Annotated in this window: 24 protein-coding genes; 16 read left to right on the top strand and 8 right to left on the bottom strand. The window is 71.1% G+C overall.

The features are described 5' to 3' along the window. The first annotated feature begins 43 nt into the window (after positions 1-43). A complete protein-coding gene (locus ACFUN8_RS18605) occupies positions 44-1,333 on the top strand; it encodes a tyrosine-type recombinase/integrase (protein ID WP_383638328.1) in 1,290 nt (429 codons plus the stop codon). A 169-nt stretch (positions 1,334-1,502) separates the two neighbouring features. Here the strand turns inward: ACFUN8_RS18605 and ACFUN8_RS18610 are convergent, their stop codons facing one another. Continuing rightward, positions 1,503-2,408 carry a 5'-3' exonuclease H3TH domain-containing protein gene (locus ACFUN8_RS18610; protein WP_383638381.1) on the bottom strand — a complete coding sequence of 302 codons (906 nt, stop codon included), beginning with the start codon at positions 2,406-2,408 and terminating at the stop codon, positions 1,503-1,505. Positions 2,409-2,756: 348 nt separating this feature from the next. Here ACFUN8_RS18610 and ACFUN8_RS18615 point away from each other — a divergent pair, with 348 nt between their 5' ends. The 4 genes from ACFUN8_RS18615 (at position 2,757) to ACFUN8_RS18630 (ending at position 8,010) form a co-directional block, all read left to right on the top strand. Continuing rightward, positions 2,757-3,854, top strand: coding sequence for a glycine betaine/L-proline ABC transporter ATP-binding protein (locus tag ACFUN8_RS18615; protein ID WP_383638331.1), 1,098 nt, complete (start codon positions 2,757-2,759; stop codon positions 3,852-3,854). Then, entirely contained in the window at positions 3,847-6,468 is a 2,622-nt protein-coding gene (locus ACFUN8_RS18620; protein WP_383638334.1) for an ABC transporter permease/substrate binding protein, read from the top strand. The genes ACFUN8_RS18615 and ACFUN8_RS18620 overlap by 8 nt, the downstream gene beginning before the upstream one ends. Before the next feature lie 258 nt (positions 6,469-6,726). Further along, entirely contained in the window at positions 6,727-7,278 is a 552-nt protein-coding gene (locus ACFUN8_RS18625; RefSeq protein WP_383638337.1) for a helix-turn-helix domain-containing protein, read from the top strand. 15 nt (positions 7,279-7,293) lie between these two features. Then, on the top strand, positions 7,294-8,010 hold the full coding sequence (locus tag ACFUN8_RS18630) for a helical backbone metal receptor (protein ID WP_383638340.1): 717 nt from the start codon (positions 7,294-7,296) through the stop codon (positions 8,008-8,010). Here the strand turns inward: ACFUN8_RS18630 and ACFUN8_RS18635 are convergent. Further along, positions 7,949-9,178 carry a TDT family transporter gene (locus tag ACFUN8_RS18635; RefSeq protein ID WP_383638343.1) on the bottom strand — a complete coding sequence of 410 codons (1,230 nt, stop codon included), beginning with the start codon at positions 9,176-9,178 and terminating at the stop codon, positions 7,949-7,951. The two genes, ACFUN8_RS18630 and ACFUN8_RS18635, sit on opposite strands and share 62 nt — an antisense overlap. 70 nt (positions 9,179-9,248) lie before the next feature. Between ACFUN8_RS18635 and ACFUN8_RS18640 the strand changes: the two genes are divergently transcribed. Continuing rightward, a complete protein-coding gene (locus ACFUN8_RS18640; RefSeq protein WP_383638346.1) occupies positions 9,249-10,187 on the top strand; it encodes a LysR family transcriptional regulator in 939 nt (312 codons plus the stop codon). Between the two features lie 623 nt (positions 10,188-10,810). Here ACFUN8_RS18640 and ACFUN8_RS18645 read toward each other — a convergent pair. The 3 genes from ACFUN8_RS18645 to ACFUN8_RS18655 all read right to left on the bottom strand — a co-directional run bounded on the left by ACFUN8_RS18645 (position 10,811) and on the right by ACFUN8_RS18655 (position 14,034). Then, on the bottom strand, positions 10,811-11,518 hold the full coding sequence (locus tag ACFUN8_RS18645; protein ID WP_383638349.1) for a gamma-glutamyl-gamma-aminobutyrate hydrolase family protein: 708 nt from the start codon (positions 11,516-11,518) through the stop codon (positions 10,811-10,813). A gap of 92 nt (positions 11,519-11,610) precedes the next feature. Beyond that, a complete protein-coding gene (gene eat / locus ACFUN8_RS18650; protein WP_383638352.1) occupies positions 11,611-13,074 on the bottom strand; it encodes an ethanolamine permease in 1,464 nt (487 codons plus the stop codon). 222 nt (positions 13,075-13,296) lie between these two features. Further along, positions 13,297-14,034 (bottom strand): FadR/GntR family transcriptional regulator, encoded by a 738-nt coding sequence (locus ACFUN8_RS18655; RefSeq protein WP_383638384.1) that lies wholly within the window; start codon positions 14,032-14,034, stop codon positions 13,297-13,299. Positions 14,035-14,127: 93 nt separating this feature from the next. Between ACFUN8_RS18655 and ACFUN8_RS18660 the strand changes: the two genes are divergently transcribed. The 4 genes from ACFUN8_RS18660 to ACFUN8_RS18675 are packed head-to-tail and all read left to right on the top strand — an operon-like array spanning position 14,128 to position 18,649. Then, positions 14,128-15,498: a glutamine synthetase family protein gene (locus ACFUN8_RS18660; protein WP_383638355.1), complete on the top strand. Its 1,371-nt coding sequence runs from the start codon at positions 14,128-14,130 to the stop codon at positions 15,496-15,498. Between the two features lie 11 nt (positions 15,499-15,509). After that, complete coding sequence (locus ACFUN8_RS18665; protein WP_383638358.1) at positions 15,510-16,883, top strand: aldehyde dehydrogenase family protein; 1,374 nt, start codon at positions 15,510-15,512, stop codon at positions 16,881-16,883. A gap of 3 nt (positions 16,884-16,886) precedes the next feature. Then, positions 16,887-17,690 carry a 3-oxoacyl-ACP reductase gene (locus ACFUN8_RS18670; protein ID WP_383638361.1) on the top strand — a complete coding sequence of 268 codons (804 nt, stop codon included), beginning with the start codon at positions 16,887-16,889 and terminating at the stop codon, positions 17,688-17,690. A gap of 29 nt (positions 17,691-17,719) precedes the next feature. Further along, the gene (locus ACFUN8_RS18675) at positions 17,720-18,649 is read left to right on the top strand and encodes a DUF2510 domain-containing protein (protein WP_383638365.1); all 930 of its coding nucleotides are present in this window, start codon (positions 17,720-17,722) and stop codon (positions 18,647-18,649) included. A gap of 26 nt (positions 18,650-18,675) precedes the next feature. On the opposite strand, the gene ACFUN8_RS18680 is transcribed toward ACFUN8_RS18675, so the two are convergent. Continuing rightward, positions 18,676-19,878 carry an amino acid deaminase/aldolase gene (locus ACFUN8_RS18680; RefSeq protein ID WP_383638368.1) on the bottom strand — a complete coding sequence of 401 codons (1,203 nt, stop codon included), beginning with the start codon at positions 19,876-19,878 and terminating at the stop codon, positions 18,676-18,678. An 880-nt stretch (positions 19,879-20,758) separates the two neighbouring features. Here ACFUN8_RS18680 and ACFUN8_RS18685 point away from each other — a divergent pair. Both ACFUN8_RS18685 and mycP read left to right on the top strand, forming a co-directional pair. Continuing rightward, positions 20,759-21,559 carry a hypothetical protein gene (locus tag ACFUN8_RS18685; RefSeq protein ID WP_383638387.1) on the top strand — a complete coding sequence of 267 codons (801 nt, stop codon included), beginning with the start codon at positions 20,759-20,761 and terminating at the stop codon, positions 21,557-21,559. After that, positions 21,556-22,836 (top strand): type VII secretion-associated serine protease mycosin, encoded by a 1,281-nt coding sequence (mycP, locus tag ACFUN8_RS18690; protein ID WP_383638371.1) that lies wholly within the window; start codon positions 21,556-21,558, stop codon positions 22,834-22,836. The genes ACFUN8_RS18685 and mycP overlap by 4 nt, the downstream gene beginning before the upstream one ends. Here the strand turns inward: mycP and ACFUN8_RS18695 are convergent. Continuing rightward, positions 22,811-23,521 carry a serine hydrolase gene (locus ACFUN8_RS18695; protein ID WP_383638374.1) on the bottom strand — a complete coding sequence of 237 codons (711 nt, stop codon included), beginning with the start codon at positions 23,519-23,521 and terminating at the stop codon, positions 22,811-22,813. The genes mycP and ACFUN8_RS18695 overlap by 26 nt on opposite strands. Before the next feature lie 77 nt (positions 23,522-23,598). Between ACFUN8_RS18695 and ACFUN8_RS18700 the strand changes: the two genes are divergently transcribed. Then, on the top strand, positions 23,599-24,351 hold the full coding sequence (locus tag ACFUN8_RS18700; protein WP_383638377.1) for an SseB family protein: 753 nt from the start codon (positions 23,599-23,601) through the stop codon (positions 24,349-24,351). A gap of 16 nt (positions 24,352-24,367) precedes the next feature. On the opposite strand, the gene ACFUN8_RS18705 is transcribed toward ACFUN8_RS18700, so the two are convergent. After that, positions 24,368-24,733, bottom strand: a complete 366-nt coding sequence (locus ACFUN8_RS18705; RefSeq protein ID WP_381931531.1) for a DUF1844 domain-containing protein — start codon at positions 24,731-24,733, stop codon at positions 24,368-24,370. 405 nt (positions 24,734-25,138) lie between these two features. Here ACFUN8_RS18705 and infC point away from each other — a divergent pair, with 405 nt between their 5' ends. The 3 genes from infC to rplT all read left to right on the top strand — a co-directional run bounded on the left by infC (position 25,139) and on the right by rplT (position 26,660). Further along, entirely contained in the window at positions 25,139-25,840 is a 702-nt protein-coding gene (gene infC, locus ACFUN8_RS18710; protein ID WP_383638390.1) for a translation initiation factor IF-3, read from the top strand. Between the two features lie 121 nt (positions 25,841-25,961). Beyond that, positions 25,962-26,156: a 50S ribosomal protein L35 gene (rpmI, locus tag ACFUN8_RS18715; RefSeq protein WP_354604684.1), complete on the top strand. Its 195-nt coding sequence runs from the start codon at positions 25,962-25,964 to the stop codon at positions 26,154-26,156. 117 nt (positions 26,157-26,273) lie between these two features. Further along, complete coding sequence (gene rplT / locus ACFUN8_RS18720) at positions 26,274-26,660, top strand: 50S ribosomal protein L20 (protein WP_023542860.1); 387 nt, start codon at positions 26,274-26,276, stop codon at positions 26,658-26,660. Positions 26,661-26,750: the final 90 nt, after the last annotated feature.

The following is a 26,750-nucleotide window of genomic DNA, read 5'->3' on the forward strand; positions in this document are numbered from 1 at the left end:
CCCGCAACCACGTAAGCGGGTGAGTGTGTGAGAGGGAGGGTTCATGTCGGACGGCATCAAGCGCGTGAGTCAGTGCTCGGTCTGTGATCGGCTCACGACGGAGACCGTGTCGGGCGGGTTGGTTAGCCACCCGTCACGTGGTCCGAAGTGTGCGGGGAAGGAACCCAAGAAGAACGGCACGACCAAGTACCGATTCACGACCGAGGGCGGTCTCGACCCGCAGACCGGAAAGCGGAAGCAGATCACGGAGACGCACGACAAGCTGAATGACGCCAAGCACGCGTTGAATGAGATCCGGACGGCTCACGGAAACAGCGTCCTGGTGCCCCCGCACAAGATGACGCTTAACCAGTGGCTGGACGAGTGGATGGAGCAGCGCAAGGCGGAACTAGAGGTGTCGTCCTACAACACCTACCGGCATCTGCTGAAGCCGGTCCGGGAGTATCTGGGTCACATGCGCATGCAACTCGTGACCGAGGATCACGTCCGGTCTCTGCGTGACTGGCTTCTCGTGGGCGCGCGCCGAAGGGGCGGGAAGGTGGGTACCGGTCTGCGGCCGGTGACCGTGCGGGAAATCCTCGGTCGTCTGAAGACGGCTCTGGAGGCTGCGCATATCCGGAAGTTCGTACGCGCCAACGTCGCTCAGTTTGTCAAGGTGCCGTCGAAAGCGTTTCGGGAGGATGCGCGCAACAACAAGCGGGCCACACCGTGGGGAATCCTGGAAGTCCAAGAGTTCCTGGTGGGCATCAAGGGCGACCCGCTGTTCCTCGCGCACCTGCTGTCCCTCATGGGTCTGCGTGCGTCCGAGGTATGCGGGCAGCGCTGGACGGACATCGATTGGGAGAAGGGAACAACAACCGTCGCTAACGCCCGTGTGCTGACGGACGGCGAAGTGGTCGAGAAGTACACCAAGTCCGAGAGCGGAGAGAGGACTCTGCCCTACCCGGACATCGTCGGGAAGGGCTACCGGGCTCTGCGGGTGATGCAGGATGCGGAGTTGGCCGCTCTCGGCATGACGCGGTCGGATCGTCCGGGGTCGGACTACATCTTCATGAACGTCTATGGGGACGTCATGACGACCCAGGAACTCCGGGGAGCGGCGTACGCGCACATGGCCCGTCTCGGACTCCGCCGGGTCCAGCTCCGGGACGCGCGCCGTGCCTGCCTGACGTACCTCTCGATGAATGGAGTTCCCCGGAAGATCCTCGCTGCATGGGCGGGTCACACGAACGCGGACTTCACGGAGCGGGTCTACGTCTCGGCGGACATCGACTCACTGAGGCTGGCGACCGGTCACCTTGAGACGCTGTTCGGGTTCTCCGAGGCCGCATGAGTGGGCCGGCTAGGGCTCACGGGCCGGGGCTGTGAGAATCCGTGAGAATCGATCATGGTTCTGAGGGGGTGTAACACCCTCTGACCTGCACATACTTGGTGATCACTGCTTAGGTTTACCTAAGTTAACACTCCGCCGCCGTACGGGGCGTGATCGGCGGAACCCGTCGTCACTTCCCGAGCGTGACCAACAGCCGGTGCAGCGCGTTGTTCAGACCCCAGCGCGCCGCCAGCGCGTCCAGCGTCTCGGGATCGAGCGGCTCGGCCGGCAGTGCCGGGTCGAAGTCCGGCAGCGGAACGTCACCGGCGACCCGCACCACTGTCGGCGCGACCGCCACATAGGCCCTGGCCTCGTCCAGCCGCTTGCGCTGCGAGGGCGTGAGGCCGGACCGCGGATCGTCGACCGCCGCCATGATCCCGGCCAGATTCCCGTACGCGTCGAGCAGCTTGGCCGCCGTCTTCTCGCCGATCCCGGGCACACCCGGCAGCCCGTCGCTCGGATCGCCGCGCAGCAGCGCCAGATCCACATAGCCGGATCCGTCGACCCCGTACTTCTCGCGCAGCCACGCCTCGTCCGTCACCTGGAGCGAGCCGACCCCCTTGAGCGGGTACAGCACCCGCACCTGGCGGGCGTCGTCCACCAGCTGGTAGAGGTCGCGGTCGCCCGTGATGATGTCCACCGGGCCGGACGCGGCGCCGGTGAGGGTGCCGATCACGTCGTCCGCCTCGTATCCCGCGACGCCGACCCGGGCGATTCCCAGCGCGTCCAGCACGGCCTCGATGATCGGCACCTGCGGCGCGAGCGTGTCCGGCGTCTCCTCCTCGTCCGGCCCCTCCGGCGTCTCCACCGCCACGCGATGCGCCTTGTACGACGGGATCAGATCCACCCGCCACTGCGGCCGCCAGTCGGCGTCCCAGCAGGCCACGAGATCGTCCGGGTGATGGTCCTGGACGAGCCGGGTGATGAAGTCGAGCAGGCCCCGGACCGCGTTGACGGGCGTGCCGTCGGGGGCGCGCACCGAGTCGGGGACCCCGAAATAGGCCCGGAAGTAGAGGGAAGCGGTATCGAGGAGCATCAGGCGTCGCGTCACACCCCGATGATGCCGTATCCCACTGACAGCGGCCGGACGGTGACTCCCCGACACCGTCCGATCCCGTCTGACCTGCGCGGCAGTGGTATCGAGTGGTGTGGACCACATAAGCGTTTGGTTCCGGCGGGCCAGGGCAGACGCGCAGGCGGAGCGAACCCGGGCGCGGACTCCCACAGGGACCGTCGACCGGCCACGCGGGCCGACCCCGTACCGCTCCACGGCCCGCCGGCGGGGGTGGCGGGCCGTTTCTCATTTCGACGGCGTGAGGTATATGTGTCCAGGCTGCAGGCGGAACACCTGTACAAGGTATTCGGCGCACGACCCGAAGAAGCGGTGAGGAAGCTCGAAAGCGGCACGGACCGCGACGAGTTGCGCGCCGACGGTACGACCGCAGCGGTGATCGACGCCTCGTTCTCCGTCGATCCCGGTCAGATATTCGTCGTGATGGGACTCTCCGGATCCGGCAAGTCCACGTTGCTGCGCATGCTCAACGGACTGCTGGAGCCGACGTCCGGGCGGGTGCTCTTCGACGGCCAGGATCTGACCGCCCTGAGCGCGGCCGAGCTGCGCACCGTGCGCTCGACCAAGATCAGCATGGTCTTCCAGCACTTCGCGCTCTTCCCGCACCGCAGTGTGCTGGAGAACGCGGGATACGGCCTGGAGGTCCAGGGCGTTCCTCGCGCCGAGCGGAACAGACGCGCCACCCAGGCGCTCGAACTCGCGGGCCTGGCCGGCTGGGAGAAGGCCTGGCCCGACGAGCTGTCCGGCGGTATGCAGCAGCGTGTGGGCCTGGCCCGCGCGCTCGCCACCGACGCGGACCTGCTGCTCATGGACGAGTCGTTCAGCGCGCTCGACCCGCTGATCCGCCGTGACATGCAGGACCAGCTCCTGGAACTCCAGAAGCGGCTGAAGAAGACCATCGTCTTCATCACCCACGACCTCAACGAGGCCATGCGGCTGGGCGACCGGATCGCCGTGATGCGTGACGGCGAGATCGTCCAGCTCGGCACCGCCGAGGACATCCTCGTCACCCCGGCCAACGAGTACGTCGCCTCCTTCACCCAGGACGTCGACCGCTCACGTGTCCTGACCGCCGGCGCGATCATGGCGGACGCCGACACCGCCCATGGCAGCCGTACGGACGACGGCAAGGAACTGCGTACCGACAAGGACGTGCTCGCGGCGGCGCCCGCCACCGTCACCGCGAGCACCCCGATCATCGAGCTGTTCACCCCCTGCTCGACCAGCTCGGTCCCCGTCGCCGTCGTCGACGAGGAGGGGCGGCTCGTCGGAGTCGTACCGCGCGCCAGGCTGCTCGCCGTACTCGGCGAGCCGATGACGCCCGCCGAAGCGCCCGCGAGCGCCTCGGTGCCCGTGGCCGACGGCGGCCCGGAAACGCTGTCCGTCGGCAAGGAGGCGGCCAGTGCCTAGGCTCCCGCTCGGTGAGTGGGTCGACAGCGCGGTCGACTTCCTCCAGCGACATCTCTCCTGGCTGTTCGACGCGATCAGCTCACTCGTCACCGGTATGTACGACGCCGTCGACGCGGTGCTCAACGGTCCCGAACCGCTTCTTCTCGCCGGCATCCTGGCCGTGCTCGCCTGGTGGCTGCGCGGACTGCTCGCGGCCGTGCTCGCCTTCGTCGGGTTCGCGCTCATCGACTCGATCGAGCTGTGGGAACTCGCGATGTCGACGCTCTCGCTGGTGCTCGTCGCGACGATCGTCATCCTGGTCATCGCGGTGCCGCTCGGCGTCTGGGCGTCACGCTCGGCGACCGTCAGCGCCGTCATCCGGCCGGTGCTCGACTTCATGCAGACGATGCCCGCGATGGTCTATCTGATCCCCGGCATCATCTTCTTCGGCGTCGGCGTGGTCCCCGGCATCATCGCCACGATCATCTTCGCCCTGCCGCCCGGCGTCCGTATGACGGAGCTGGGCATCCGGCAGGTCGACGCCGAACTGGTCGAGGCCGCCGAGGCGTTCGGCACCAGCCCGCGCAACACCCTGCTGCGCGTCCAGCTCCCGCTCGCGCTCCCGACGATCATGGCCGGCATCAACCAGGTGATCATGCTGGGCCTGTCCATGGTCGTCATCGCGGGCATGGTCGGCGGCGGCGGCCTCGGTGGCGCCGTCTACCGGGCCATCGGCAATGTCGACATCGGCCTCGGCTTCGAGGCGGGCGTCTCCATCGTCATCCTGGCGATGTACCTGGACCGGCTGACCGGCGCGCTGGGCCGGCAGGTCTCGCCGCTGGGCCGCCGCGCGCTGGCCAAGGCGCAGGCGATGCGCGGTTCGTTGAAGATCTCGGACCACCGGCCGCGCCCCTCGGTCGCGGTGGTCGGTGTGGTCGTCCTCGCGCTCGTCGCGGGCGGCATGAGCATCTTCGGCGGCGACAAGTCCGCCACGGTCGCCGCCGACGGCGACGTCGGCCAGGGCAAGAAGATCAGCATGGGCTACATCCCCTGGGACGAGGGCATCGCCTCCACCTTCCTCTGGAAGGAGCTGCTGGAGCAGCGCGGTTACGAGGTCGAGGCCACCCAGTACGAGGCGGGGGCGCTCTACACCGGCCAGGCGAACGGCCAGATCGACATCCAGACGGACTCCTGGCTGCCGACCACCCACGCCACCTACTGGGACAAGTACCAGGACAAGCTGGAGGACATGGGCTCCTGGTACGGCGAGACGTCCCTGGAGCTGTCCGTGCCCAGTTACGTCAAGGGCGTCGACTCGCTGGCGGATCTCAAGGGCAAGGCCGGCCAGTTCAAGGGCCGGATCATCGGCATCGAGCCCAGCGCGGGCGAGATGGGCATTCTCAAGGACAAGGTCCTCAAGGAGTACGGCCTCGAAGGCGAGTACAAGGTCGTCGACGGCTCCACGCCCGGCATGCTGGCCGAGCTGAAGCGCGCGTACGAGAAGAAGGAACCGGTCGTCGTCACGCTCTGGTCCCCGCACTGGGCGTACAACACCTACGACCTGAAGAAGCTCAAGGACCCCAAGGGCACCTGGGGCGAGGGCGACGGCGTGCACACGCTCGCCCGCAAGGGCTTCTCCGCAGAGAACCCGACCGTCGCCAAGTGGCTCAAGAACTTCAAGATGACCGAGGAACAGCTCACCAGTCTTGAGGCGGAGATCCAGGGCGCCGGCAAGGGCAAGGAGCAGGAGGCCGTACGCGCCTGGCTGAAGGACAACCCGGGAGTGGCCGACAAGTGGGCCCCGGTCGGGGGCGTCAGCAAGGGCGCGAACGGCAAGGACGAGCGTGAACGGCCCATCGAGGTCGCCTGGTTCCCCTGGGAGGAGGACATCGCCGCCACCTATCTGTGGAAGGCGGTGCTGGAGGACCGGGGCTACAAGATGAACCTCAAGCAGTTCGAGGTCGGTCCGATGTACACGGCGATGTCCCGGGGGCAGATCGACGTCCAGTTCGACGGCTGGCTGCCCAACACACAGAAGAAGTACTGGGACAAGTACGGCGACAAACTCTCCGACCTCGGCTCCTGGTACGGGCCGACGTCCCTGGAGATCGCCGTGCCCTCCTATGTGAAGGGCGTCGACTCGCTGGCGGATCTGAAGGGCCGGGAGGACGAGTTCAAGGGCCGGATCGTCGGCATCGAACCCGGCACCGAGACCATGAACATCCTCAAGAACAAGGTCCTGCCGGGCTACGGCCTGGACGGCGCCTACAAGGTCGTCGACAGTTCGACGCCCGGCATGCTGGCCGAGCTTGAGCGGGCGTACGCCAAGAAGCAGCCCATCGCGGTCATGCTGTGGACCCCGCACTGGGCCTACAACGAGTACAAGCTCACCAAGCTGAAGGACCCGCAGAAGGCGTTCGGCGAGGGCGACCAGATCCGCACGGTCGGCAACAAGGACTTCCCCAAGAACTATCCGCAGCTGACCGAGTGGTTCAAGGACTTCAAGTTGAGCGAGCAACAGCTCGCCGGCCTGGAGAACGAGATCCAGAAGCGCGGCACGGGACATGAGGAAGAGGCCGTGAAGGCGTGGATGGAGAAGAATCCGGGCATCGCCGACCAGATCGCTCCACAGTGAGCAGTGCCGTGAGCAGTGCGGTGAGCGGTACGCGGTAGGCGGCGACGGAAGGCGAGAGGCGGGCACCGCGAGCGGCGGTGCCCGCCTTTCCCGCACCCGTGGACCCCGCTCACGTCGGACCCCGCTCGCGTAGATTGGAATCTGTGGCCCTACGGGCCGGTAACCGGATCGGGACGGATCGGCCGCGGGTGGTGCGGACCGCCCGTGCGCGGCCGTCAACTCTGAGAAGATGACGATCCGGCCGGAGGGAGCCCAGACATGGACGACAAGGAAGCGCTCAGGGTGGGCGCCGCCGTCCGCAGGCGGCGCAGGTCCCTCGGGCTGACGCTGGCGGCCGTCGCCGACCGCAGCGGACTGTCCGTACCCTTCCTCAGCCAGATCGAGAACGAACGTGCCCGGCCGAGCCCCCGCTCGCTGGAGCGGGTGGCCGACGCCCTGGACACCACGATCGCCGCGCTGCACGCGGCGGCCGACTCCGCACGCACGGTCGACGTCGTACGGGCCGACGACAGCGGCGGTACGGGTGTACGCAGGGTGGCCCGCGGCGGACACCAGCTGCACGCCAAGGAGTACACCGGCGAACTGGACACCGGGCGCGAGTACCAGCACCGCAACGACGAGGTGATGTACATCGCCGACGGATCGGTGGAGGTCGAGGCCGAAGGCCGCGCGTACCGCCTGGAGCGCGGCGACACGCTGTATCTCTCCGGGGGAGTCAGGCACCGCTGGCGCGCCACCGACCCCGGTACCCGCATCCTCGTCGTCGCCGTCGCGGAACACATCGACGCGACGTTCGACACCCGGCGCTGAGCGGCGGGCCGCGCCGTGCGGATCGTCTCGCTCGTTCCCTCGCTCACCGAGGCCGTCGCGGTCACCGCGCCCGGCCTGCTGGTGGGCGCCACCGACTGGTGCAGCCACCCCGCCGGCCTCGACGTCGTACGCGTGGGCGGCACCAAGAATCCCGACATCGCCGCGATCACCGCGCTGCGCCCCGACCTCGTCGTCGCCAACGAGGAGGAGAACCGCGAGCCCGATCTGGCCGCGCTGCGCGCGGCGGGCATCGACGTGCTGGTCACCGAGGTACGCGACCTCGACCAGGCGTTCTCCGAACTGGAACGGATGCTCGTGACGGGCTGCGGGCTCGCGGTGCCGCGCTGGCTCGACGAGGCACGCGGCGCCTGGGCGGCGGTGCCCGCTCCGCCTCCGTACGGAGGCGGGCGCCGGGCGGTCGTACCGATCTGGCGCAGGCCGTGGATGGTGCTCGGCCGGGACACCTTCGCCGGCGATCTGCTCGCCAGGCTCGGCGTGCACAACGTCTACGGCGACCGCGCGGAGCGCTACCCGCGCGTCCCGCTCGACGAGCTGCGGGCCTCGGGCGCCGACCTGGTCGTCCTGCCCGACGAGCCGTACCGCTTCACCGCCGACGACGGCCCGGAAGCCTTTCCCGGACTGCCGGCCGCGCTGGTCGACGGGCGCCTGCTCACCTGGTACGGGCCGTCACTCGCCGAGGCCCCGGCGGCGCTGCGGGCAGCGCTCCGCTGACCAGGCCGTGGACGGTACGGGTCCAGGAGACCGCCCAGGCGGCTGTCAGCAGGGCGAACAGACCGAACGCCAGCCATGAGAAGGCGACGAGGCCCGTGGCGCGGGCCAGCCCGGCGGAGCCCGTCACGCAGGTGCCGACGGGGAACGTGAAGGCCCACCACGTCATCGAGAACGGCATTCCGCGCCGTATCGCGCGCACCACCATCGCGACCGCGAGGGCCAGCCACAGGAGGGCGAAGCCCAGCACCGGGACGCCGTACAGGACGGCGAACGTGTCCAGGCCGGAGAGGCCGGAGAGGCCGGAGGGGGCGGAGAGGCTGGTGGGCGCCGCCTCTGCGAAGTGGCCGACGGCCGTCGTGGACTGGCCGAGCGGGCCGAGTACGAGGAAGAGCACGGGCGTCAGGGCGACGGGCAGCGGACCGAACAGCACCAGCCTGCCGAAGACCAGCGGCAGCAGGGTGAGGGTGGCGAGCAGGCTCAGCCCGAACAGGGCGATGCAGGCGAACAGCAGCGCCCCGCGCCACTGACCGGCGGGCAGATACGGGATCAGCGCCGGGCCGAGGGCCGCCGACACCATGGGCGCCACGACCGGCAGCAGCCACACCGGGGACGCGTCGGCGGCCCGCACCCGGTGCCGTACCACCATCAGATACGGGATGCCCACGGCCGTGGCCAGGCCGACGAGCGTGCCGACGGTGAAGAGTACGGCGTCCACGGCCACGGCCGCGCTCTCGCCGATCACCCGCCGGCCCACGGTGAGGGCGGCTCCGCCGACCGCGAGCAGCGCCATCGCCAGACATCCGTAGAAGGGCGCCACGGCGGGGTCGAGCAGTTGGGCGCGCGCCTGGTCGCGGTGGTGGACCCAGTGCCCGGCGCGAGCGACCAGCAGGATCAGGAGCATCACCGCCGACAGTGCCCATACGGCGACGGAGAAGGCGCGCGCTACGGGTCCGAGCGCCGGGCCCCAGGGGAGTGCGGCGCCCGCGCTCGCGACGATCGCGGTGCCCATCACGCTCGCGTACCAGTTGGGCCCGATGTGGCGCAGGGCCGGGAAGCGCCTGGGGCGGGTCGGCGCGAGCGTCTTCGTCGGGAACGGCGGGGACGTCGGGGCTTCCGGGATTTCTGGGATTTCCGGGGCTTTCGAGGCGGCCTGGGCGAGGGTGGGCATGTTCGCACCCTCCTCGCTCCGCGGGCTGCCCACCAGGCCCCTTGGTGCTATGAGGCCATAACCTGCATGTATGACTGATGAGCCTCCTGTGACTCTTGCCCACCGGGTGCCCGAGCTGGGCGCGCTGGAGCTCCTCATCGCCGTCGCCCGACACGGCAGCATGGGCGGGGCCGCCCGTGAGCTGGGCATCAGCCAGCCGGCGGCGAGCAGCCGCATACGGTCCGTGGAACGGCAGCTCGGCGTGAGCCTCTTCGACCGGTCGCCGAGCGGCTCCCGGCTCACCGAGGCGGGCGCGCTCGTCACCGACTGGGCCCGGCGGATCATGGAGTCGGCGGAGGCGTTCGACGCGGGCGCTCAGGCGCTGCGCGACCGGCGCGATTCGCGGCTGCGGGTCGCCGCGAGCATGACCATCGCGGAGTATCTGCTGCCCGGCTGGCTCATCGCGCTGCGCACGGCCCGCCCGGACACGGCCGTCTCGCTCCTGGCCGGCAACTCGGGCGCCGTGGCCGCGCGGCTCCTCGGCGGCGAGGCGGACCTCGGGTTCGTGGAGGGCCTGGCCGTGCCCGGCGGGCTGGACGGCACGGTGATCGGCCGCGACCGACTGGTGGTCGTGGTGGCGCCGGCCCACGATTGGAGCGGACGGCGTACGGCGCTGACGCCCGCCGAACTGGCGGCCACCCCGCTGATCCTCCGTGAGGAGGGCTCGGGCACCCGCCAGGTGCTCGACGCGGCACTCGCCTCCTACGGAGGTCTCGCCGAACCGCTGCTCGAACTGTCCTCCACGACGGCGGTCAAGGCGGCGGTGGTGAGCGGCGCGGGCCCTTCGGTGCTCAGCGAACTGGCCGTGGGGGAGGAGCTGGCGGCACGCCGCCTGCTGGAGGTGGAAGTACCCGGAATCGAACTGCGCCGCGAACTCCGCGCGGTCTGGCCGACGGGCCACCGCCCGACCGGCCCGGCCCGCGACCTGCTGTCCCTGACCCGCACCTCCGGCACTGTGGACCCGGCCTAGGGCCTGTCTTCAAGGTCCCGCCTGGCCTGCGACGCCTGGCACGGCACCTCGCCCCCGTAGGCCCTAGGGGGCCACGGGAGGTGCCCCCTGCGTTGTCGGAATCGGCCAAGTACGGCCGGGCCATCCACAACGCCGATCCTCCGCCTTGCGATGCACCGCACCGACGAGACATCAGCCGCTCCGCGGCGGGCGCAGGCCCCGCCCTACGGGCGGACGGCGCTACTTTGAAGACAGGGCCTAGGGGGTGTCTTTCGGATCCTGCCGGGCTCGCGGTCCCTGGTGCCGCGCCTCTCCCGTAGCCCCGAGAGGGGCACGGGAGTGCCCCGCCGTTGTCGTCGGTCGGCATGGCTCCGCCGTGCCTCCCTCCTCCGCCTTGCGATCCACGGCACCAACGTGACATCAGCCGCTGCCCGCGACGCCTGGCCCGGCAGCTCTCCCGCGTAGGCCCCGAGGGGGCCACGGAGGTGCCCCCTGCGGTCTCGGAGTCGGCCACGTACGGCCGGGAACTCCACAACGCCGGTCCTCCGCCTTGCGATGCACCACGCCAACGAGACACTGGCCGCTCCGGGCCCGGGCCCGGCTGATCCCCGAAGATCCGCCGGACAGGACCTGGAGCCCGTCGATCAGGCCGGGCCCGCGTCCGAGCACACCCGGGACGCCTCCCGCACCAGCGCGGCCATCACCCGCACGTCCTGCCCCATCTCCGGGTGCCACTGCACCCCCAGCGCCCACCGGTCGTCCACCAGCTCCACCGCCTCCACCGTTCCGTCGGTCGCGTACGCCGAGGCGATCAGGCCCTCGCCCAGTCGGTCCACCGCCTGGTGGTGGGAGGACGGGACGTCCGACTCCTCAGGGACGACCGTTCCGTACCGTGTGCCCGGCACCGGCTTCACCGGATGCTCGCCGAAGACGCCGAGAGTCGCGGCCGTGTGGCCCTCCAGATGCTGGACGAGCGTGCCCCCGAGGGCGATGTTCAGCAGCTGCATGCCCCGGCAGATCGCCAGCAGCGGCGTTCCGGACGCCAACGCCGCCTCGATCAGGGCCAGTTCCCAGTCGTCCCGCTCCCTGGCGGGTGGTCCGGTACGGGGGTCGGGCTCGGCCCCGTACCGTACGGGCTCCACATCCGGACCACCGGCGATCACCAGCCCGTCGAGCCGGGCGACCACCGAGGCGGCCGTGGCCGACTCGTCCGGCGGGAGCATGACGGCGACGCCGCCCGCGCGCTGGACGAGCCGGGGATAGCCCATGGGCAGCAGAGCGGCGGGCAGATCCCAGACGCCCCACTTGGCCGACGTCTCCAGATACGTGCTGACGCCGATGAGCGGCTTCACTGAACGTTCCTCCGTTGGTGCCGTGCTTGTGCTGTGCGGTCGTGCGGTCGTGCGGTGGTGCGGGTCGTGCGGCGGTGCGGTCGGGCGGGGTCTCAGTCCCGTTGCAGGTCGGCCTCGGCCGCCGCGAGCGCGGCGAACTCCTCCTCGGGCGCGGCGGCCACCAGCCGGTGCCGACTGTAGAAGGCGAAGTAGGCGAGAGCCACGACATAGACGCCGAGCGCGATGAACGCGGCGTCCTTGTCCACCAGGAACGTCGCCACCAGCGCCGACAGGGCCAGCACGAACGCCACACCGGAGGTGAGCATGCCGCCCGGGGTCCGGTACGGGCGGTGCAGGCCGGGCTCGCGGCGCCGCAGCACCAGGTGCGAGAGGGCCATCAGCGCGTAGGAGATGGTGGCGCCGAAGACCGCGACGTTCAGCATCCGGCTGCCGTTGCCGCTGCCCGCGGCGAGGGCGAAGCCGATCGCGCCGGGTATCAGCAGACCGAGGTACGGGGCCTTGCGGCTGCTGGTCAGCGAGAGGAAGCGCGGCAGATAACCGGCGCGGGAGAGCGCGAACAGCTGCCGGGAACCGGCGTAGATGAGGGAGAAGAAGGACGCGACCAGACCGGCGAGCCCCGCGTAGTTGACGAACCGGCTGAGCGCCGTGGGCTCGCCGTCCCCCTGGAGCGCGACGACCAGCGGATTCCCGGCGTCCATGACGGCGGCGGAGCCGCGCGCGCCGGTCGCGGCGAAGAACGTGATCAGCGCCAGCAGGGCGAGGATGCCCATGGAGATCGACAGGGCCCGCGGCATCGAACGCACCGGGTCCTTCGCCTCCTCGGCCGCCAGCGGCACCCCCTCGACGCCGAGGAAGAACCACATGCCGAACGGGAACGCGGCCCAGATGCCCAACAGACCGTACGGCAGCCAGGAGTTGGACCCGAACGCGTCCTCCTGGACAGGGATGTCGTTCAGACCGCTGCTGTCGAACTCGGTGAACGCGCCCACCGCGAAGATCAGCAGCGCGGCGACGGCGATGGCCGTCACGACCAGGCTGAAGCGCAGCGCCTCGCCGACGCCCCACAGGTGGATGCCGATGAAGATGGCGAAGCAGGCGAGATAGACCGGCCAGCCCGCGTCCAGTCCGAAGAGGTTCAGCGACTCGACGTAGTCACCGATGAAGATGGAGATCGCGGCCGGCGCCAGGATGTACTCGATGAGGATGGCCGTGCCGGTCAGGAAGCCGCCCCAGGTGCCGAGCGCGCGGCGGGCGAAGCCGTAACCGCCGCCCGCCGTGGGCAGGATCGCGGACAGTTCGGCGAGCGAGAAGACGAGACAGGCGTACATCGCGCCCATCAGGAGGGTCGCGATGGCGAGCCCGCCGAAGCCGCCCTCGGCGAGCCCGAAGTTCCAGCCGGAGAAGTCCCCCGAGACGACGTACGCGACGCCGAGGCCGGTCAGCAGCAGCCAGCCGGCGCTGCCGCGCTTGAGCGTACGGCGCTTGAGATAGGCCGCGTCGTCGGCGGAGCCCGACGGGCCGGCTGGTGGAATACGGGAGTCCGTGCCTTCGGCCATGAGCCGCTCCTGCCTCGGTTTCCTGCCACGGGTAAAGGTGTGAGGCCACACCATTGCGGCCGGAATCGCTCGCGCGCAAGCCCTGTGCGTTAAGCGACTGTTACGGACCTCGGGGCCGGGAGGGCCAGGACGGCCGGGGCTCACGTAACCCGGCACGTAGGTCCCGCACGTCACCCGTCACGTCACCCGGCACCTGGCCCCACCACCCCCGCTACCCCGCTCTCAGGCCAGAAATCCCCGCAACAGCGCCGCCGTCCCGCCGCAGTGCTCGCGCATCGCCTCGCGCGCCGCGTCCGCGTCGCCCGCCAGGACCGCCTCCACCAACGCCGTGTGCTGCTGCTGGGAGTGCTCCAAGTTCCGTACGAGCAGCGGGATGCAGTCCAGCAGATCGTTCACCGTCGCGCGCACCGACGCGTAACTCTCGGTCAGCCGCGCCGAGCCCGACAGCTCCGCCAGCGTCAGATGCAGCAGCGTGTCGAGGCGGCGGTAATCGCCCAGTGGGGCGTCGTGCGTGGCCGCCAGCGCCGTACGCAGGCGGGCCGCCCCGTCCCCGGTCAGTCCGTGCGTCGCGCACAGGCCCGCCGCGCCGACCTCCAGCACCTCGCGGAAGCGCAGCACGTCCTCGATGTCGACCCCGGCGACCCGGCGCCGCAGCTCCTCCTCGACCCCCTGCGGCGGGGTGTCGGGCCGGGGCCGTACGAACGTGCCGCCGTAGCGCCCGCGCCGGCTTTCCACCAGCCCCTGGTCGGTGAGGACCTTCAGCACCTCGCGCAGCGTGACCCGGCTGATCCGCAGCCGCTCCGCCAACTCACGCTCCGCGGGCAGCCGTTCACCGCCCGCCACCAGACCGAGGCGCAGCACCTGCATGATCTGCTCCAGCGCCTCCTCGAAGCCGTTGCCCGCCCGCACGGGGCGCAGGACGGGCGTCAGCCGGTCGGCGGGCTCGCTCTTCTTCGTCACATCCTTCTTCGCCACGTCGCCGTTTCCCCTTCCCAAGCAATGGTCTCCCGGAATACCTTAAGGTCCCCGGCTGGCCGATGGAGGAGTTGTCCCGTGGCAGACCGCACCCCCCCGCTCTCCGTCGAGGAGCTGCGCGCCCTGGTGGCGAGCGGCGAGATCGACACCGTGGTCCTGGCCTTCCCCGACATGCAGGGCAGACTCCAGGGCAAGCGCTTCGCCGCACAGTTCTTCCTGGAGGACGTACTCGAACACGGCACCGAGGGCTGCAACTACCTCCTCGCCGTCGATGTCGAGCTGAACACCGTCGACGGCTACGCGATGTCCTCCTGGGACCGCGGCTACGGCGACTTCGCCATGCACCCCGACTTCTCGACCCTGCGCCGTGTCCCCTGGAACGAGGGGACGGCGATGCTCATCGCCGACCTCGCCTGGAACGACGGCTCACCGGTCGTCGCCGCGCCCCGCCAGATCCTGCGCCGCCAACTGGAGCGCCTGGCCGAGCACGGCTACACCGCGCACGTCGGCACGGAACTCGAATTCATCGTCTTCAAGGACACCTTCGAACAGGCGTGGGACAGCGGCTACCGCGGCCTCACCCCCGCCAACCAGTACAACATCGACTACTCCATCCTCGGCACCGGCCGTATCGAGCCCCTGCTGCGCCGGATCCGCAACGACATGACCGCCGCCGGTCTGACCGTCGAGTCCGCGAAGGGCGAGTGCAATCCGGGCCAGCACGAGATCGTCTTCCGTTACGACGAGGCGCTGCTCACCTGCGACCAGCACGCCATCTACAAGACCGGCGCCAAGGAGATCGCCTCCCAAGAAGGCGTCTCGCTCACCTTCATGGCGAAGTACAACGAGCGCGAGGGCAACTCCTGCCACATCCATCTCTCGCTCCAGTCCGCCGACGAGCCCGGTAGGAACGTCATGGCGGGCGACGACGCCGACGGCATGTCGCCCGTGATGCGGCACTTCCTGGCCGGCCAGCTCGCCGCGCTGCGCGACTTCTCCGTGCTGTACGCGCCGAACATCAACTCGTACAAGCGCTTCGCGCCCGGCTCCTTCGCCCCCACCGCCGTCGCGTGGGGCAACGACAACCGCACCTGTTCCCTGCGGGTCGTCGGCCACGGCCGCTCCATGCGCTTCGAGAACCGGCTGCCCGGCGGCGACGTCAACCCCCATCTGGCCGTCGCGGGCCTGGTCGCGGCGGGCCTGTACGGCATCGAGCACCAGCTCGAACTCCCCGAAGCCTGCACCGGGAACGCCTACACCTCCGAGTACGAGCAGGTCCCCAGCACCCTCCGCGAGGCCGCCGAGCTGTGGGAGCACAGCCCCATCGCCAAGGCCGCCTTCGGGGACGAGGTCGTCGCCCACTACCTCAATCTGGCGCGTGTCGAACTGGCCGCCTTCGACGCCGCCGTGACCGACTGGGAGCTGCGCCGCTCCTTCGAACGCATGTGAGGAAGAAAGACGTGCCCGACCAGCCCCACGCCCATCAGATCCTCAACCCGGCGACCGAGGAGGTCGTCGCCACCGTCCCGGCGACCGGCGCCGCCGAGGTCGACACGGCGGTCGTACGGGCCGCCGCCGCCCAGCGCCGGTGGGCGGCCGCCGCCCCCGCCGACCGCGCGCGCCTGCTGCGCCGCTTCGCCGCCGTGGTCGACGACCACCTGGAAGAACTCGCCCGGCTGGAGGTCGAGGAGGCGGGCCACACCCTCGGGAACGCCCGCTGGGAGGCCGGCAACGTCCGCGACCTCCTCGACTACGCCGCCGGGGGAGTGGAGCGCCTGACGGGCCGTCAGATTCCGGTCGCCGGTGGGCTCGACATCACCCTCCTCGAACCGCTCGGCGTCGTCGGCGTCATCGCCCCGTGGAACTTCCCCATGCCCATCGCCGCCTGGGGCACCGCGCCGGCGCTGGCGGCAGGCAACGCCGTACTCCTCAAGCCCGCCGAGACCACCCCGCTGACCGCGCTGCGCCTGGCCGAACTCGCCCTGGAAGCGGGCCTTCCCGAGCATCTGTTCCAAGTCCTGCCGGGCGCCGGGGACATCGCCGGTCAGGCGCTGGTCGAGCACCCGGGCGTCGCGAAGATCGTCTTCACCGGCTCGACCCGCGTCGGCAAGGAGATCATGGCGAGGAGCGCGCGGCTCCTGAAGCGCGTGACCCTCGAACTCGGCGGCAAGAGCCCCAACATCGTCTTCGCCGACGCCGACATCGAACGCGCGGCGGCCGAGGCCCCGATGGCCTTCCTCGACAACGCCGGACAGGACTGCTGCGCCCGTACCCGCATCCTCGTCCAGCGCACCGCGTACGACCGGTTCCTCGAACTCCTCGTCCCCGCCGTCCGGTCGGTGGTCGTCGGCGACCCGTCGGACGAGAAGACCCAGATGGGTCCGCTGATCTCGCGGGCCCAACTGGAGCGCGTACGCGGGTACGTCCCCGAGGACCGGCCGGCCGTACGGGGCAGCGCCCCCGACGGACCGGGCTTCTGGTTCCCGCCGACCGTCCTCACCGACCTCGCCGCCGACGATCCCGCCGTGACCGAGGAGATCTTCGGCCCGGTGGCCGTCGTGATCCCGTTCGACGACGAACAGGACGCGATCCGCCTCGCCAACGACACCGAGTACGGGCTCTCCGGCTCCCTCTGGACCCGCGACCTCGGCCGCGCGCTGCGCGTCTCGCGCGCCGTCGCCGCCGGCAACCTGTCCGTCAACTCCCACAGCAGCGTGCGCCACTCGACCCCGTTCGGCGGTTACAAGCAGTCCGGCATCGGGCGTGAACTGGGCCCCGACGCACTCACCGCGTTCACCGAGACCAAGAACATCTTCATCAGTACGGAGGCCTGACCCATGCCCGACGAGATCAACCAGAACGCCGAGACCCCCGTCTGCCGCCGGCTGGTCGGCCGCACCGCCGTCATCACCGGCGCGGGCAGCGGCATCGGTCTCGCCACCGCGCGCCGCCTCGCCTCCGAAGGCGCGCACGTCGTCTGCGGCGACATCGACGAGACGTCGGGCAAGGCGGTGGCCGACGAGGTGGGCGGCATCTTCGTACGGGTCGACGTCACCGACGCGGAACAGGTCGACGCCCTCTTCAAGAAGGCGTTCGACACCTACGGCAGCGTCGACATCGCGTTCAACAACGCGGGCATCTCGCCGCCGGACGACGACTCGATCCTCACCACCGGCCTCGACGCGTGGCGCCGGGTCCAGGAGGTCAACCTCACCTCCGTGTACCTCTGTTGCAAGGCCGTCATCCCCTACATGCGGCAGCAGCGGCGCGGCTCGATCATCAACACGGCGTCGTTCGTCGCGACGATGGGCGCGGCCACCAGCCAGATCTCGTACACCGCCTCCAAAGGAGGCGTGCTCGCCATGTCACGCGAGCTGGGTGTGCAGTTCGCGCGCGAAGGCATCCGCGTCAACGCCCTCTGCCCGGGCCCGGTCAACACCCCCCTGCTGCGCGAACTGTTCGCGAGCGACCCCGAGCGGGCCGCGCGGCGACTCGTCCACATCCCGGGCGGACGGTTCGCCGAGGCGGCGGAGATCGCGGCGGCGGTCGCCTTCCTCGCCAGCGACGACGCGTCGTTCGTCAACGCGACGGACTTCATGGTCGACGGCGGCATCGGCGGCGCGTACGTGACGCCGCTGTAGGGCCGTGTCCCGGCCCTTAGGGTGGTGGGATGAGCATGTCGACCCCGCCCGGCTGGTACGCGGACCACGGCGTCCCCGGCACCGAGCGCTGGTGGGACGGGAACGCCTGGACCCCGCACACCCGGCCGCTCGGCGGGGGCGTCCCGCCCGGCCCGTACCAGCAGGGGTACCAACAGCCGTACCGGCAAACGCAGTCGGCGCCCGGCGGGCCGAGTGGACGTCGTGGTCGGGGTGTCGTCGTCGCTGTCGCCGGGGCCGTTCTCGTCGGGGCGATCGTCGGTGGCGTCACGCTGCTCCGTGACGACGGGACGACGACCGTGCCCCGGTCCGCCCCGACCGTCAGCGAGCCCGCTCCCGGTCCTTCGGACGACAGTGCCGAGCCGAGCGCCGACCCCACCGTGCTGGTCGACCAGCTCAACGGCATCACCCTGCCGATCCCGGACGGCTGGGAGAAGTCGGACAGCGTCGTCGACCGGTCGATCACCATGACGACGGTGGAGGACTACGAGTGCCCCGGCCACTCCGGCCGGTACTGCCACCCGGGCCGGGTCATGTCGTTCACCGCCACCCAGACCGACGCGGCGACCCCCGAAGCCCTCGCCGAGGAGGACATACAGGACGCGTCCGACGCCCTGTACGACCAGGACTCCATCGGCACCAACCTCTACGGAGGCGTCACCTCCCACACCGTCGTCAAATCCGCGGCCGTCACCGTGGCCGGACGCACCGGATACCTGGTGCGCTGGAAGGTCACGACCGGCTCCGGGCCCGGCGGTTACGTCCAGTCGCTGGCCTTCCCCTCGACCATCGGCGCCGAATCACTGATCGTCGTACGCTTCGGGTTCGACGCTGGGCCCAAGGGCCCGCCCCTCAGCGGCATGGACACGATCACCCAAGGCATCCGCAGAATCGGCGACACGACGGGCGGCGGCGTCGGAAGCTCCATCGGCCCCTCCTGAGGCCGCCCTGGCCCGCAGAGGGCGCCTCAGAGGTACGTACGGCCCTCGCCCCGGTACGTCGGCACCGTCGCCGTCACCCGGTCGCCCTCGATCAGCCGCAACTCGTCGAAGCGCTCGCACAGCTCCCCGGCCTTCGCGTGCCGGAACCACACCCGGTCGCCGATCAGCAGATCGTCGGCGGCGGAGCCCAGCAGCGGCGTCTGCACCTCGCCCGCGCCCTCCTGGGCGTCGTACCGCAGCCCCTCCGGCAGATACGGCTCCGGCAGCCGGTCCCACCCCGCCGCACCCGACGCCGGATAGCCGCCGCCGAGCACGGTCACCACGCCGACACCCGGCCTGCGCACCACCGGCTGCGCGAACAGCGCGGCCGGACGGCCCGTGAACGACGTGTAGTTGTCGAACAGGCGCGGCACATACAGCCCCGAACCGGCCGCGATCTCCGTCACCGAGTCCTCGGCCGCCGTGTGCTGCACACTGCCCGTGCCGCCGCCGTTGACGAACTCCAGCTCCGGCGCCACCAACCGCACCGCGCGCACCACGGCCCTGCGCCGCTCCACCAGCTCCTTGCGCGCGGCGGACTGCATCAGCCGTACCGCGCGCGAGCGCAGCGGCCGGCCCACGACCGAGTCGCCGACACCGGCGACATGCCCCTCGTACGCCATCAGCCCCACCAGCCGGAAACCGGGCCGGCGGGCGATCGACCTGGCCAGCTCGGCCAGTTGGGCCGGCTCACGCAGCGGCGAGCGCCGGGCCCCGATCCGCACCCGCCCGCCGAACAGCTGGAACGCCGTGTCCAGCTCCAGACAGACCCGGATCTCCTCCGTGCCGCCCGCCCGCGCGAGATCGACGAGATCCAGCTGCGCCGGATCGTCGACCATCACCGTCACGGCCGCCGCCAGCTTCGGATCGGCGGCGAGTTCGGCGAACGCGCCCCGGTCCACCGACGGATAGGCGAGCAGCACGTCGTCGAAACCGGCACGCGCCAGCCACAGCGACTCGGCCAGCGTGAACGACATGATGCCCGCGAAGCCGTCGCGCGCCAGGACCCGCTCCAACAGCGCGCGGCAGCGCACCGATTTGCTGGCGACCCTGATCGGTTTGCCCGCCGCCCGGCGGACGAGATCGTCCGCGTTGGCGTCGAAGGCGTCGAGATCGACCACGGCGAGGGGGGCGTCCAGATGAGCGGTGGCCCGGTCGTAACGGGCCCTGTCGGCGGCGCGGGGAGTCATCGTCCGAGCTTGCCAGACGGGCTTACCCGACGGTAGGGGGATGTTCTGGTCAGATCCGCCCGGACCTGCGGAGCTGTCCCCGCGGGGTGCTCTCCAGCCCGTAGAGTGACGCCCACGCGGCGACGAACGGGCCTGCCCCGGGCGGCGATCCGCCGTGGACAAGGCTGTGATCACAGGGGGGCGGATGAGTACCGAAGCGCGGCGCGCGCCCGTACCGCCCCGCCCCGCCGGCCCACCGCCACCGCCGGGCCCCCCGCTCGCCCGGCCCGCCGCCGGTCCCGCCGACCCCGGCGAAGCGCCCCGGCCCGAACCCGCCGCCGACGGCCCGCGAAAGCCGGGCCCGGCGTCGAACGAAACCACCGCCGGAACCGCTGGTACCGCCGGTACGCACGCGGGCCGGCCCCCGGCCCCGCAGCCGGGCGCGGCGCCCACCGGGATATCGGGCCGGACCTCGGGCGGAAAGCCCGGCATACCTCCCCGCCCCGCCGGACCGCCGCCCCAGCGACCGCCCGCCCAGCGCGCGCCCGCCGCCCGGCGAACGGCCCCGCGATCCACCGTGCCCCCCGACGAGGACACGGCCCGTCTGCGCCCCGTACCCCCGGCCCCGCCCGCCGGCGCGGTCCCGCCCCGGCCCACCCGGCCCCCCGCGACACCGCCACCGCCGTCGGCGCCCGCCTTCGCCTCCACGGGCACCTCCACCCCGCTCCCGCCGCCGCCCCCCGCCTACAAGGTCGCGCGCGAGACCCCACACCACCTCCCGGACGAGCCGCCCGCCAGGACCCAGCGCAGGCCGGTCGGCTCCGTCGACCTCACCCGCCCCCCGGCCGGCGGCCGGCCGACCCTCCCGCCGCCGCCCTACCGCTGGCCGGTCGAACCGCCCCTGACCCCCGCCGAGACGACCACCCGGCTACGTCCCGTACCCGCCCGCCACCCCGGCAGGACGGCCGCCGCGCTCGGCTGCGTGGTCCTCGGCCTCGGCCTGATCGGCGGCGCCGTCACCGGCAGCTGGCTGACCGGCGACTCGGCCGCCGACCCGGCCTCGGGCGCGGGCTACGCACCGCTCCGTACGCTCTGGCACAGCACCCCCGTCGACACCTTCTTCCCGCCCACCCTCAAGGGCGACGACGCGGGACCCGGCGGCGCCGACCGGACCTGGACCAGGGTCGCCGTGGCCCCCGACAGCGGCTGCGCCGGAGCCCTCGATCCGCTCCTCCTCAAGACGCTGCGCACGGTCGGCTGCGAACGGGTCCTGCGGGCGACCTACACGGATGTCACCAACACCAGCGTCATCACCGTCGGCATGGTCTTCACGGAGGCCGAACCGGCGGCCATGAAGGCGCTGGGCGCGCGCTTCACCGACGAGAAGCTCACGGAACGCACCGACCTGATGCCCCGCACCTTCCCGGTGAAGGGCACCGTCGCGGCCGGCTTCGGCGACGGGCAGCGCGCGAGCTGGACGGTGAACGTCCTCACCGAGGCGCCTGTCGTCGTCTACGCCGTCTCCGGCTTCGCCGACGGACGCCGGGTCCCCGACCCCCAGCCGGTCGACAAGGCCACCGCCGACGGCGCGAAGACGGCCGCCGCCCAGTCCGGGCTCGGCCATGACGCCAAGGGCATCGCCGACCAGGTCGAGCGCGGCCTGCGCACAGCGGTCAGTACGGCAACGGAGCCCCCCGGATGACCACATCCCCGACACCCGCACCGGCAGCACGATCGACTCCGGCAGGGCGATCGACGCGACTGTTCCAGTCCTGTCGCCACCCTTTCGCCGCCACGCTCGCCGCCGCCTCCTTCCTGCTCGCCGTCCCCGCGACGCCCGCCCACGCGGATGTCATCCGCGCCCAGCAGTGGGCCCTGGAAGCGATGCACACCGACGACGCCTGGCGCACCACCAAGGGCGACGGCATCACCGTCGCCGTGCTCGACACCGGCGTCGACCCCACGCACCCCGACCTCGCCGGACAGGTCCTCACCGGCAAGGACCTCATCGGCTTCGGCGCCAGGAGCGGCGACCGGGCCTGGGCCCGCCACGGCACCGCCATGGCGGGCATCATCGCGGGCCGGGGGCACGGCCCCGGCCGTGAGGACGGTGTCCTCGGGATCGCCCCCGAGGCGAAGATCCTGCCGGTCCGCGTGATCCTCGAAGGCACCGACCCGGACCGGTCCAAGGCCCGTAAATCGCGCGGTGGTTCACTCGCCGACGGCATCCGCTGGGCCGCCGACAACGGCGCCGACGTCATCAACCTCTCCCTCGGTGACGACAGCGAGTCGGCCCACCCGGAGCCCGGCGAGGACGCCGCCGTCCAGTACGCGCTGGCCAAGGGCGCCTCCGTCGTCGCCTCGGCCGGCAACGGCGGTGAGAAGGGTGACCGCATCTCGTATCCGGCCGCGTACCCCGGCGTGATCGCCGTGACGGCCGTCGACCGCTACGGCACCCACGCCGCGTTCTCCACCCGCCGCTGGTACGCCACCGTCAGCGCGCCCGGTGTCGACGTCGTCATAGCGGACCCCGACCGCCGCTACTACGAAGGCTGGGGCACCAGCGCCGCCGCCGCCTTCGTCTCCGGCGCCGTCGCCCTCGTACGTGCCGCTCACCCCGACCTCGACCCGGTCCAGATCAAGAAGCTGCTGGCCGACACCACCCGCGACGCCCCGGACAGCGGCCGCGACGACTCCACCGGCTACGGCATCGTCGATCCGGCCGCCGCGATCGAGGCGGGCGGAAAGCTGGGTCCCGCCACCGCCGACCCGGAGAACGCCGACCCGAAGGACAAGAAGAACAAGGCGACCGGCTACACGAAGCAGTACTTCGGCCGCGGCCCCGACGACGCCTCGGGGGAGTCCGAGCCCGCCGCCTGGATCGCCCCGCTCGCGGGCGGCCTCGGCGCGCTGCTGCTGGCCGGTGCGGTGGTGCTCTGGCGCGGCGGACCGCTCAGCGGACGCGGCCGGCGGCGCTGACGGCGGCCCGCGCCGCCGCCTCGACCAGGGCGATGCCCGCGTCCTTCGTAGGATGCCCGCCCGAGAGGACGGCCACGAGGTGGTCGCGGTCTCCCGAGGTGACGCGGCCGACCGAGTTGACGACCCACAGCCCCGTGGCGCTCAACGGCATCCAGCCGTTCTTGAGCGCGGGCGCGCTCCCCGCCGCCGAGACGCCCCACGCCTGGTCCGGCACCACATGCGTCATCAGGTCCACCACGAAGGCGCGTGACCGCGCGCCGAGAGGCGTCTCACCACGGCTGAACACGGCTTCCAGCAGGGTCAGTTGATCGGTCGCCGTGGTACGTGTGAGGCCCCAGCTCTCCGCCGCCGCCGACTCGCGCAGACCGAGCCGCCGATGGGCCGCGTCCAGTTCGCCCGGGCCGCCGATCGCCTTCAACAGCGCGGTGGCGGCGTCGTTGTCACTGCGCTCGATCATCTCGGCGGCCGACACCCGCTCCTCGGAGGTCGGCTCGCGGCCGGCGTCCTGCGCGCGCAGCAGCAGCGCGGCGAGGATGCCGAGCTTGACGACGCTCGCGGTGGGGTGGGTGAGGTCCGGTCCATGGCGGTACGCCCTGGTGCGGCCGGTGATCGTGTCACGTACGGCGACGTCGTACGTGACGGTCTCGTCGACCGTCCCGACGAGCGCCTCATCAGGAGCGCGCATGGTGTGTCCCCCCTCGGTCCGCCGCCGATTCTGCCCTCCGTCGCCGGGCTGCGACACCACGCGACTACGCTCGACCCGTGGCTCTCAAGAACATCCCCGATTCCGGTTTCTCCACCGACGACGGCACCGCCGACCCCGTCCTCAGGGAGGCCCTCGCCGCCTGGTCCGGCGACCGGACCGCCGAGCCGCGCGTTCTCGCCGCCCTCAAGGGCGCCCGGCTGCTGGTCCCCGTCGTCGCCGTCCTCGGCGAGACCGAGGAGGACGAGCGCGGACTGCGGCGCGAGAAGAACAGCGACATGGCCGTCCCCACGCTCCAGGCCGGCGGCCGGCGCGCCCTGCCCGCCTTCACCTCGACCGCCTCGCTGGCCCGCTGGGACCCGGCCGCCCGGCCCGTCGCCGTACCGCTGCACCAGGCGCTGAGCGCGGCGGCGCACGAGAAGGCGGACACGGTGGTCATCGACCTGGCGGGGCCGGTGCCGTACGAACTCGCCGGCCCGGCCCTGTTCGCGCTCGCCGAGGGCCGCACCAGCACCGACCCCCTCGACGACCCCGCCGTCGTCGCGGCGGTGAAAGAGGTGGTCGCCGCCGAGACCTCCGTACTGAGGGCGCATCTCGGCCCGGGAGACGCCGACGGCATCCTCGCGCTCGTGCTGCGACCCGACGCCGCCCCGGCGGACGCGGTCCGGCGGATCGCGGGCGCGCTGGCGGCGGACGACGTGCTGAGGGCCCGCCTGGTGCGCGGTCTCGACCTGGCACTGCTGCCGGCCGGTGCCTCACCTCCGGGCGAGCCCCTGTTCGTACGCGACCGGCCCCCGCACGGCCGGCCGTAGACCGGCCCGTGCGCGATCAGCCGTAGACCGGACCCGTGTATTTCTCGCCGGGGCCCTGGCCCGGCTCGTCCGGGACCAGCGACGCCTCGCGGAAGGCCAGCTGGAGCGACTTCAGCCCGTCACGCAGCGGCGCCGCGTGGAACGAGCTGATCTCCGTCGCGCTCGCGTCCATCAGCCCGGCCAGCGCGTGCACGAGCTTGCGGGCCTCGTCCAGATCCTTGTGCGCGTCGCCGTCCTCCGTGAGACCGAGCTTCACCGCGGCGGCGCTCATCAGGTTCACGGCGACCGTCACGATCACCTCGACGGCCGGGACCTCCGCGATGTCGCGGGTCATGGCGTCGAAGTCGGGAGAAGAGTCCTGGGGGGAGGGCGTGTCGCTCATGCCGCACACGATAGGCCCCGGGGTACGGGGCGCCGCCGCCGCGGTCACCGCCGAGTGCCGGGCCCCCGGGGCGTGTATCCGCCGGGCAACCGGTGGGTGCCCGGCGGTTAGCACCATGCCCGCCGTGCTGCTAACCTTGTGTTACGACCGGTCGGACACGTGTGTGGCCGACCCACAAGTGGAGGCTCCGTTCTCCCACCTGGCTGCCCCTCGGGGCGGCGGGTCACCGGTCAGGTGGCGCCCATCGTTCCGTACGGACGATGGAGCCGCCCGATGCGCGCCCCGCGGTTCGACGCGGCGGTGTTCCGGTATTTATGGAGCTCCCGCCTGTGTCCCGTTCGGGGCTTTTTCTTTCCCCGCGGTTGGTCCGAAAACAGACGTTACGCGGCTGTCTGCCAGACAGTCGTGTGGTGCTACCGAGGAGGATCCATCAGCGCTGAGCCCCGCATTAACGACCGGATTCGTGTTCCCGAGGTCCGCCTTGTCGGCCCCAGCGGCGAGCAGGTCGGCATCGTGCCGCTTGCGAAGGCCCTGGAGCTCGCGCAGGAGTACGACCTGGACCTGGTCGAGGTCGCGGCGACCGCCCGTCCGCCCGTGTGCAAGCTCATGGATTACGGGAAGTTCAAGTACGAGTCGGCCATGAAGGCCCGTGAGGCGCGCAAGAACCAGGCGCACACGGTCATCAAGGAGATGAAGCTCCGGCCGAAGATCGACCCGCATGACTACGACACCAAAAAGGGTCACGTCGTCCGGTTCCTCAAGCAGGGTGACAAGGTCAAGATCACGATCATGTTCCGTGGTCGTGAGCAGTCCCGCCCGGAACTGGGCTTCAGGCTGCTCCAGCGTCTCGCTTCGGACGTCGAGGAGCTCGGCTTCATCGAGTCGAACCCGAAGCAGGACGGCCGGAACATGATCATGGTTCTGGGCCCGCACAAGAAGAAGACAGAAGCCATGGCCGAGGCCCGCGAGGCCCAGGCGGCCCGCAAGGCGGAGCGCCAGGGTTACGCGCCCGACGACCACGTGGACGAGTCCCCGGACGCCACGCAGGCTCGTGCGAACGCCGAAGCCGAAGCCGAGGCTCCGGCCGAATCGTCCTCCGACGCGTGACCCACGGGGTGGCCATCCAGGCTCCCCCGGGTTCCGCCCGGAAAGTCCAGATAGAGAACTGACGCTCCCAGCGGCCGGTCCGGCCGGCCGGGAGCGCCACTGACGAGGAGAGAACGGCGCTATGCCGAAGAACAAGACGCACAGCGGTGCCAGCAAGCGCTTCAAGATCACCGGCTCCGGCAAGGTGATGCGTGAGCGTGCCGGCAAGCGCCACCTGCTCGAGCACAAGTCGTCGCGAGTGACCCGACGCCTGTCCGGCGTCGTCGAGCTGGCCCCGGGCGACGCCAAGAAGATCAAGAAGCTTCTCGGCAAGTGACGTCGCGGCCCCCGGTGACGGGGGCGCGACGCCAGGACCGGGACCCAATTCGTTTCCGGGCCGGGTGAGCGGTGACTTACTCCCGCTGAACCCAGCCCCGCTACAAGGAGTTAACAAGTGGCACGCGTCAAGCGGGCAGTCAATGCCCACAAGAAGCGCCGGGCGATTCTCGAGCAGGCCAAGGGTTACCGCGGCCAGCGTTCACGCCTGTACCGCAAGGCCAAGGAGCAGGTCACTCACTCCCTGGTCTACAACTACAACGACCGCAAGAAGCGCAAGGGCGACTTCCGTCGGCTGTGGATCCAGCGGATCAACGCCGCCGCCCGCCAGAACGGCATGACGTACAACCGCCTCATCCAGGGTCTCAACGCCGCCAACATCGAGGTGGACCGCAAGATCCTGGCCGAGCTCGCGGTCAACGACGCCAACGCGTTCGCCGCGCTGGTCGAGGTCGCCCAGAAGGCGCTCCCGAGCGACGTCAACGCCCCGAAGGCCGCTGCCTGATCCGCTGCCGGATCACGGTCCCGGATCACCGGTCGTCGATCGCCGATCCCGGACCGCAGCACTTCCCGCCGGACCCGCAGGCCCTTCGCC

It is taken from the genome of Streptomyces sp. NPDC057307 (assembly GCF_042667665.1).
Lineage (GTDB): Bacteria > Actinomycetota > Actinomycetes > Streptomycetales > Streptomycetaceae > Streptomyces.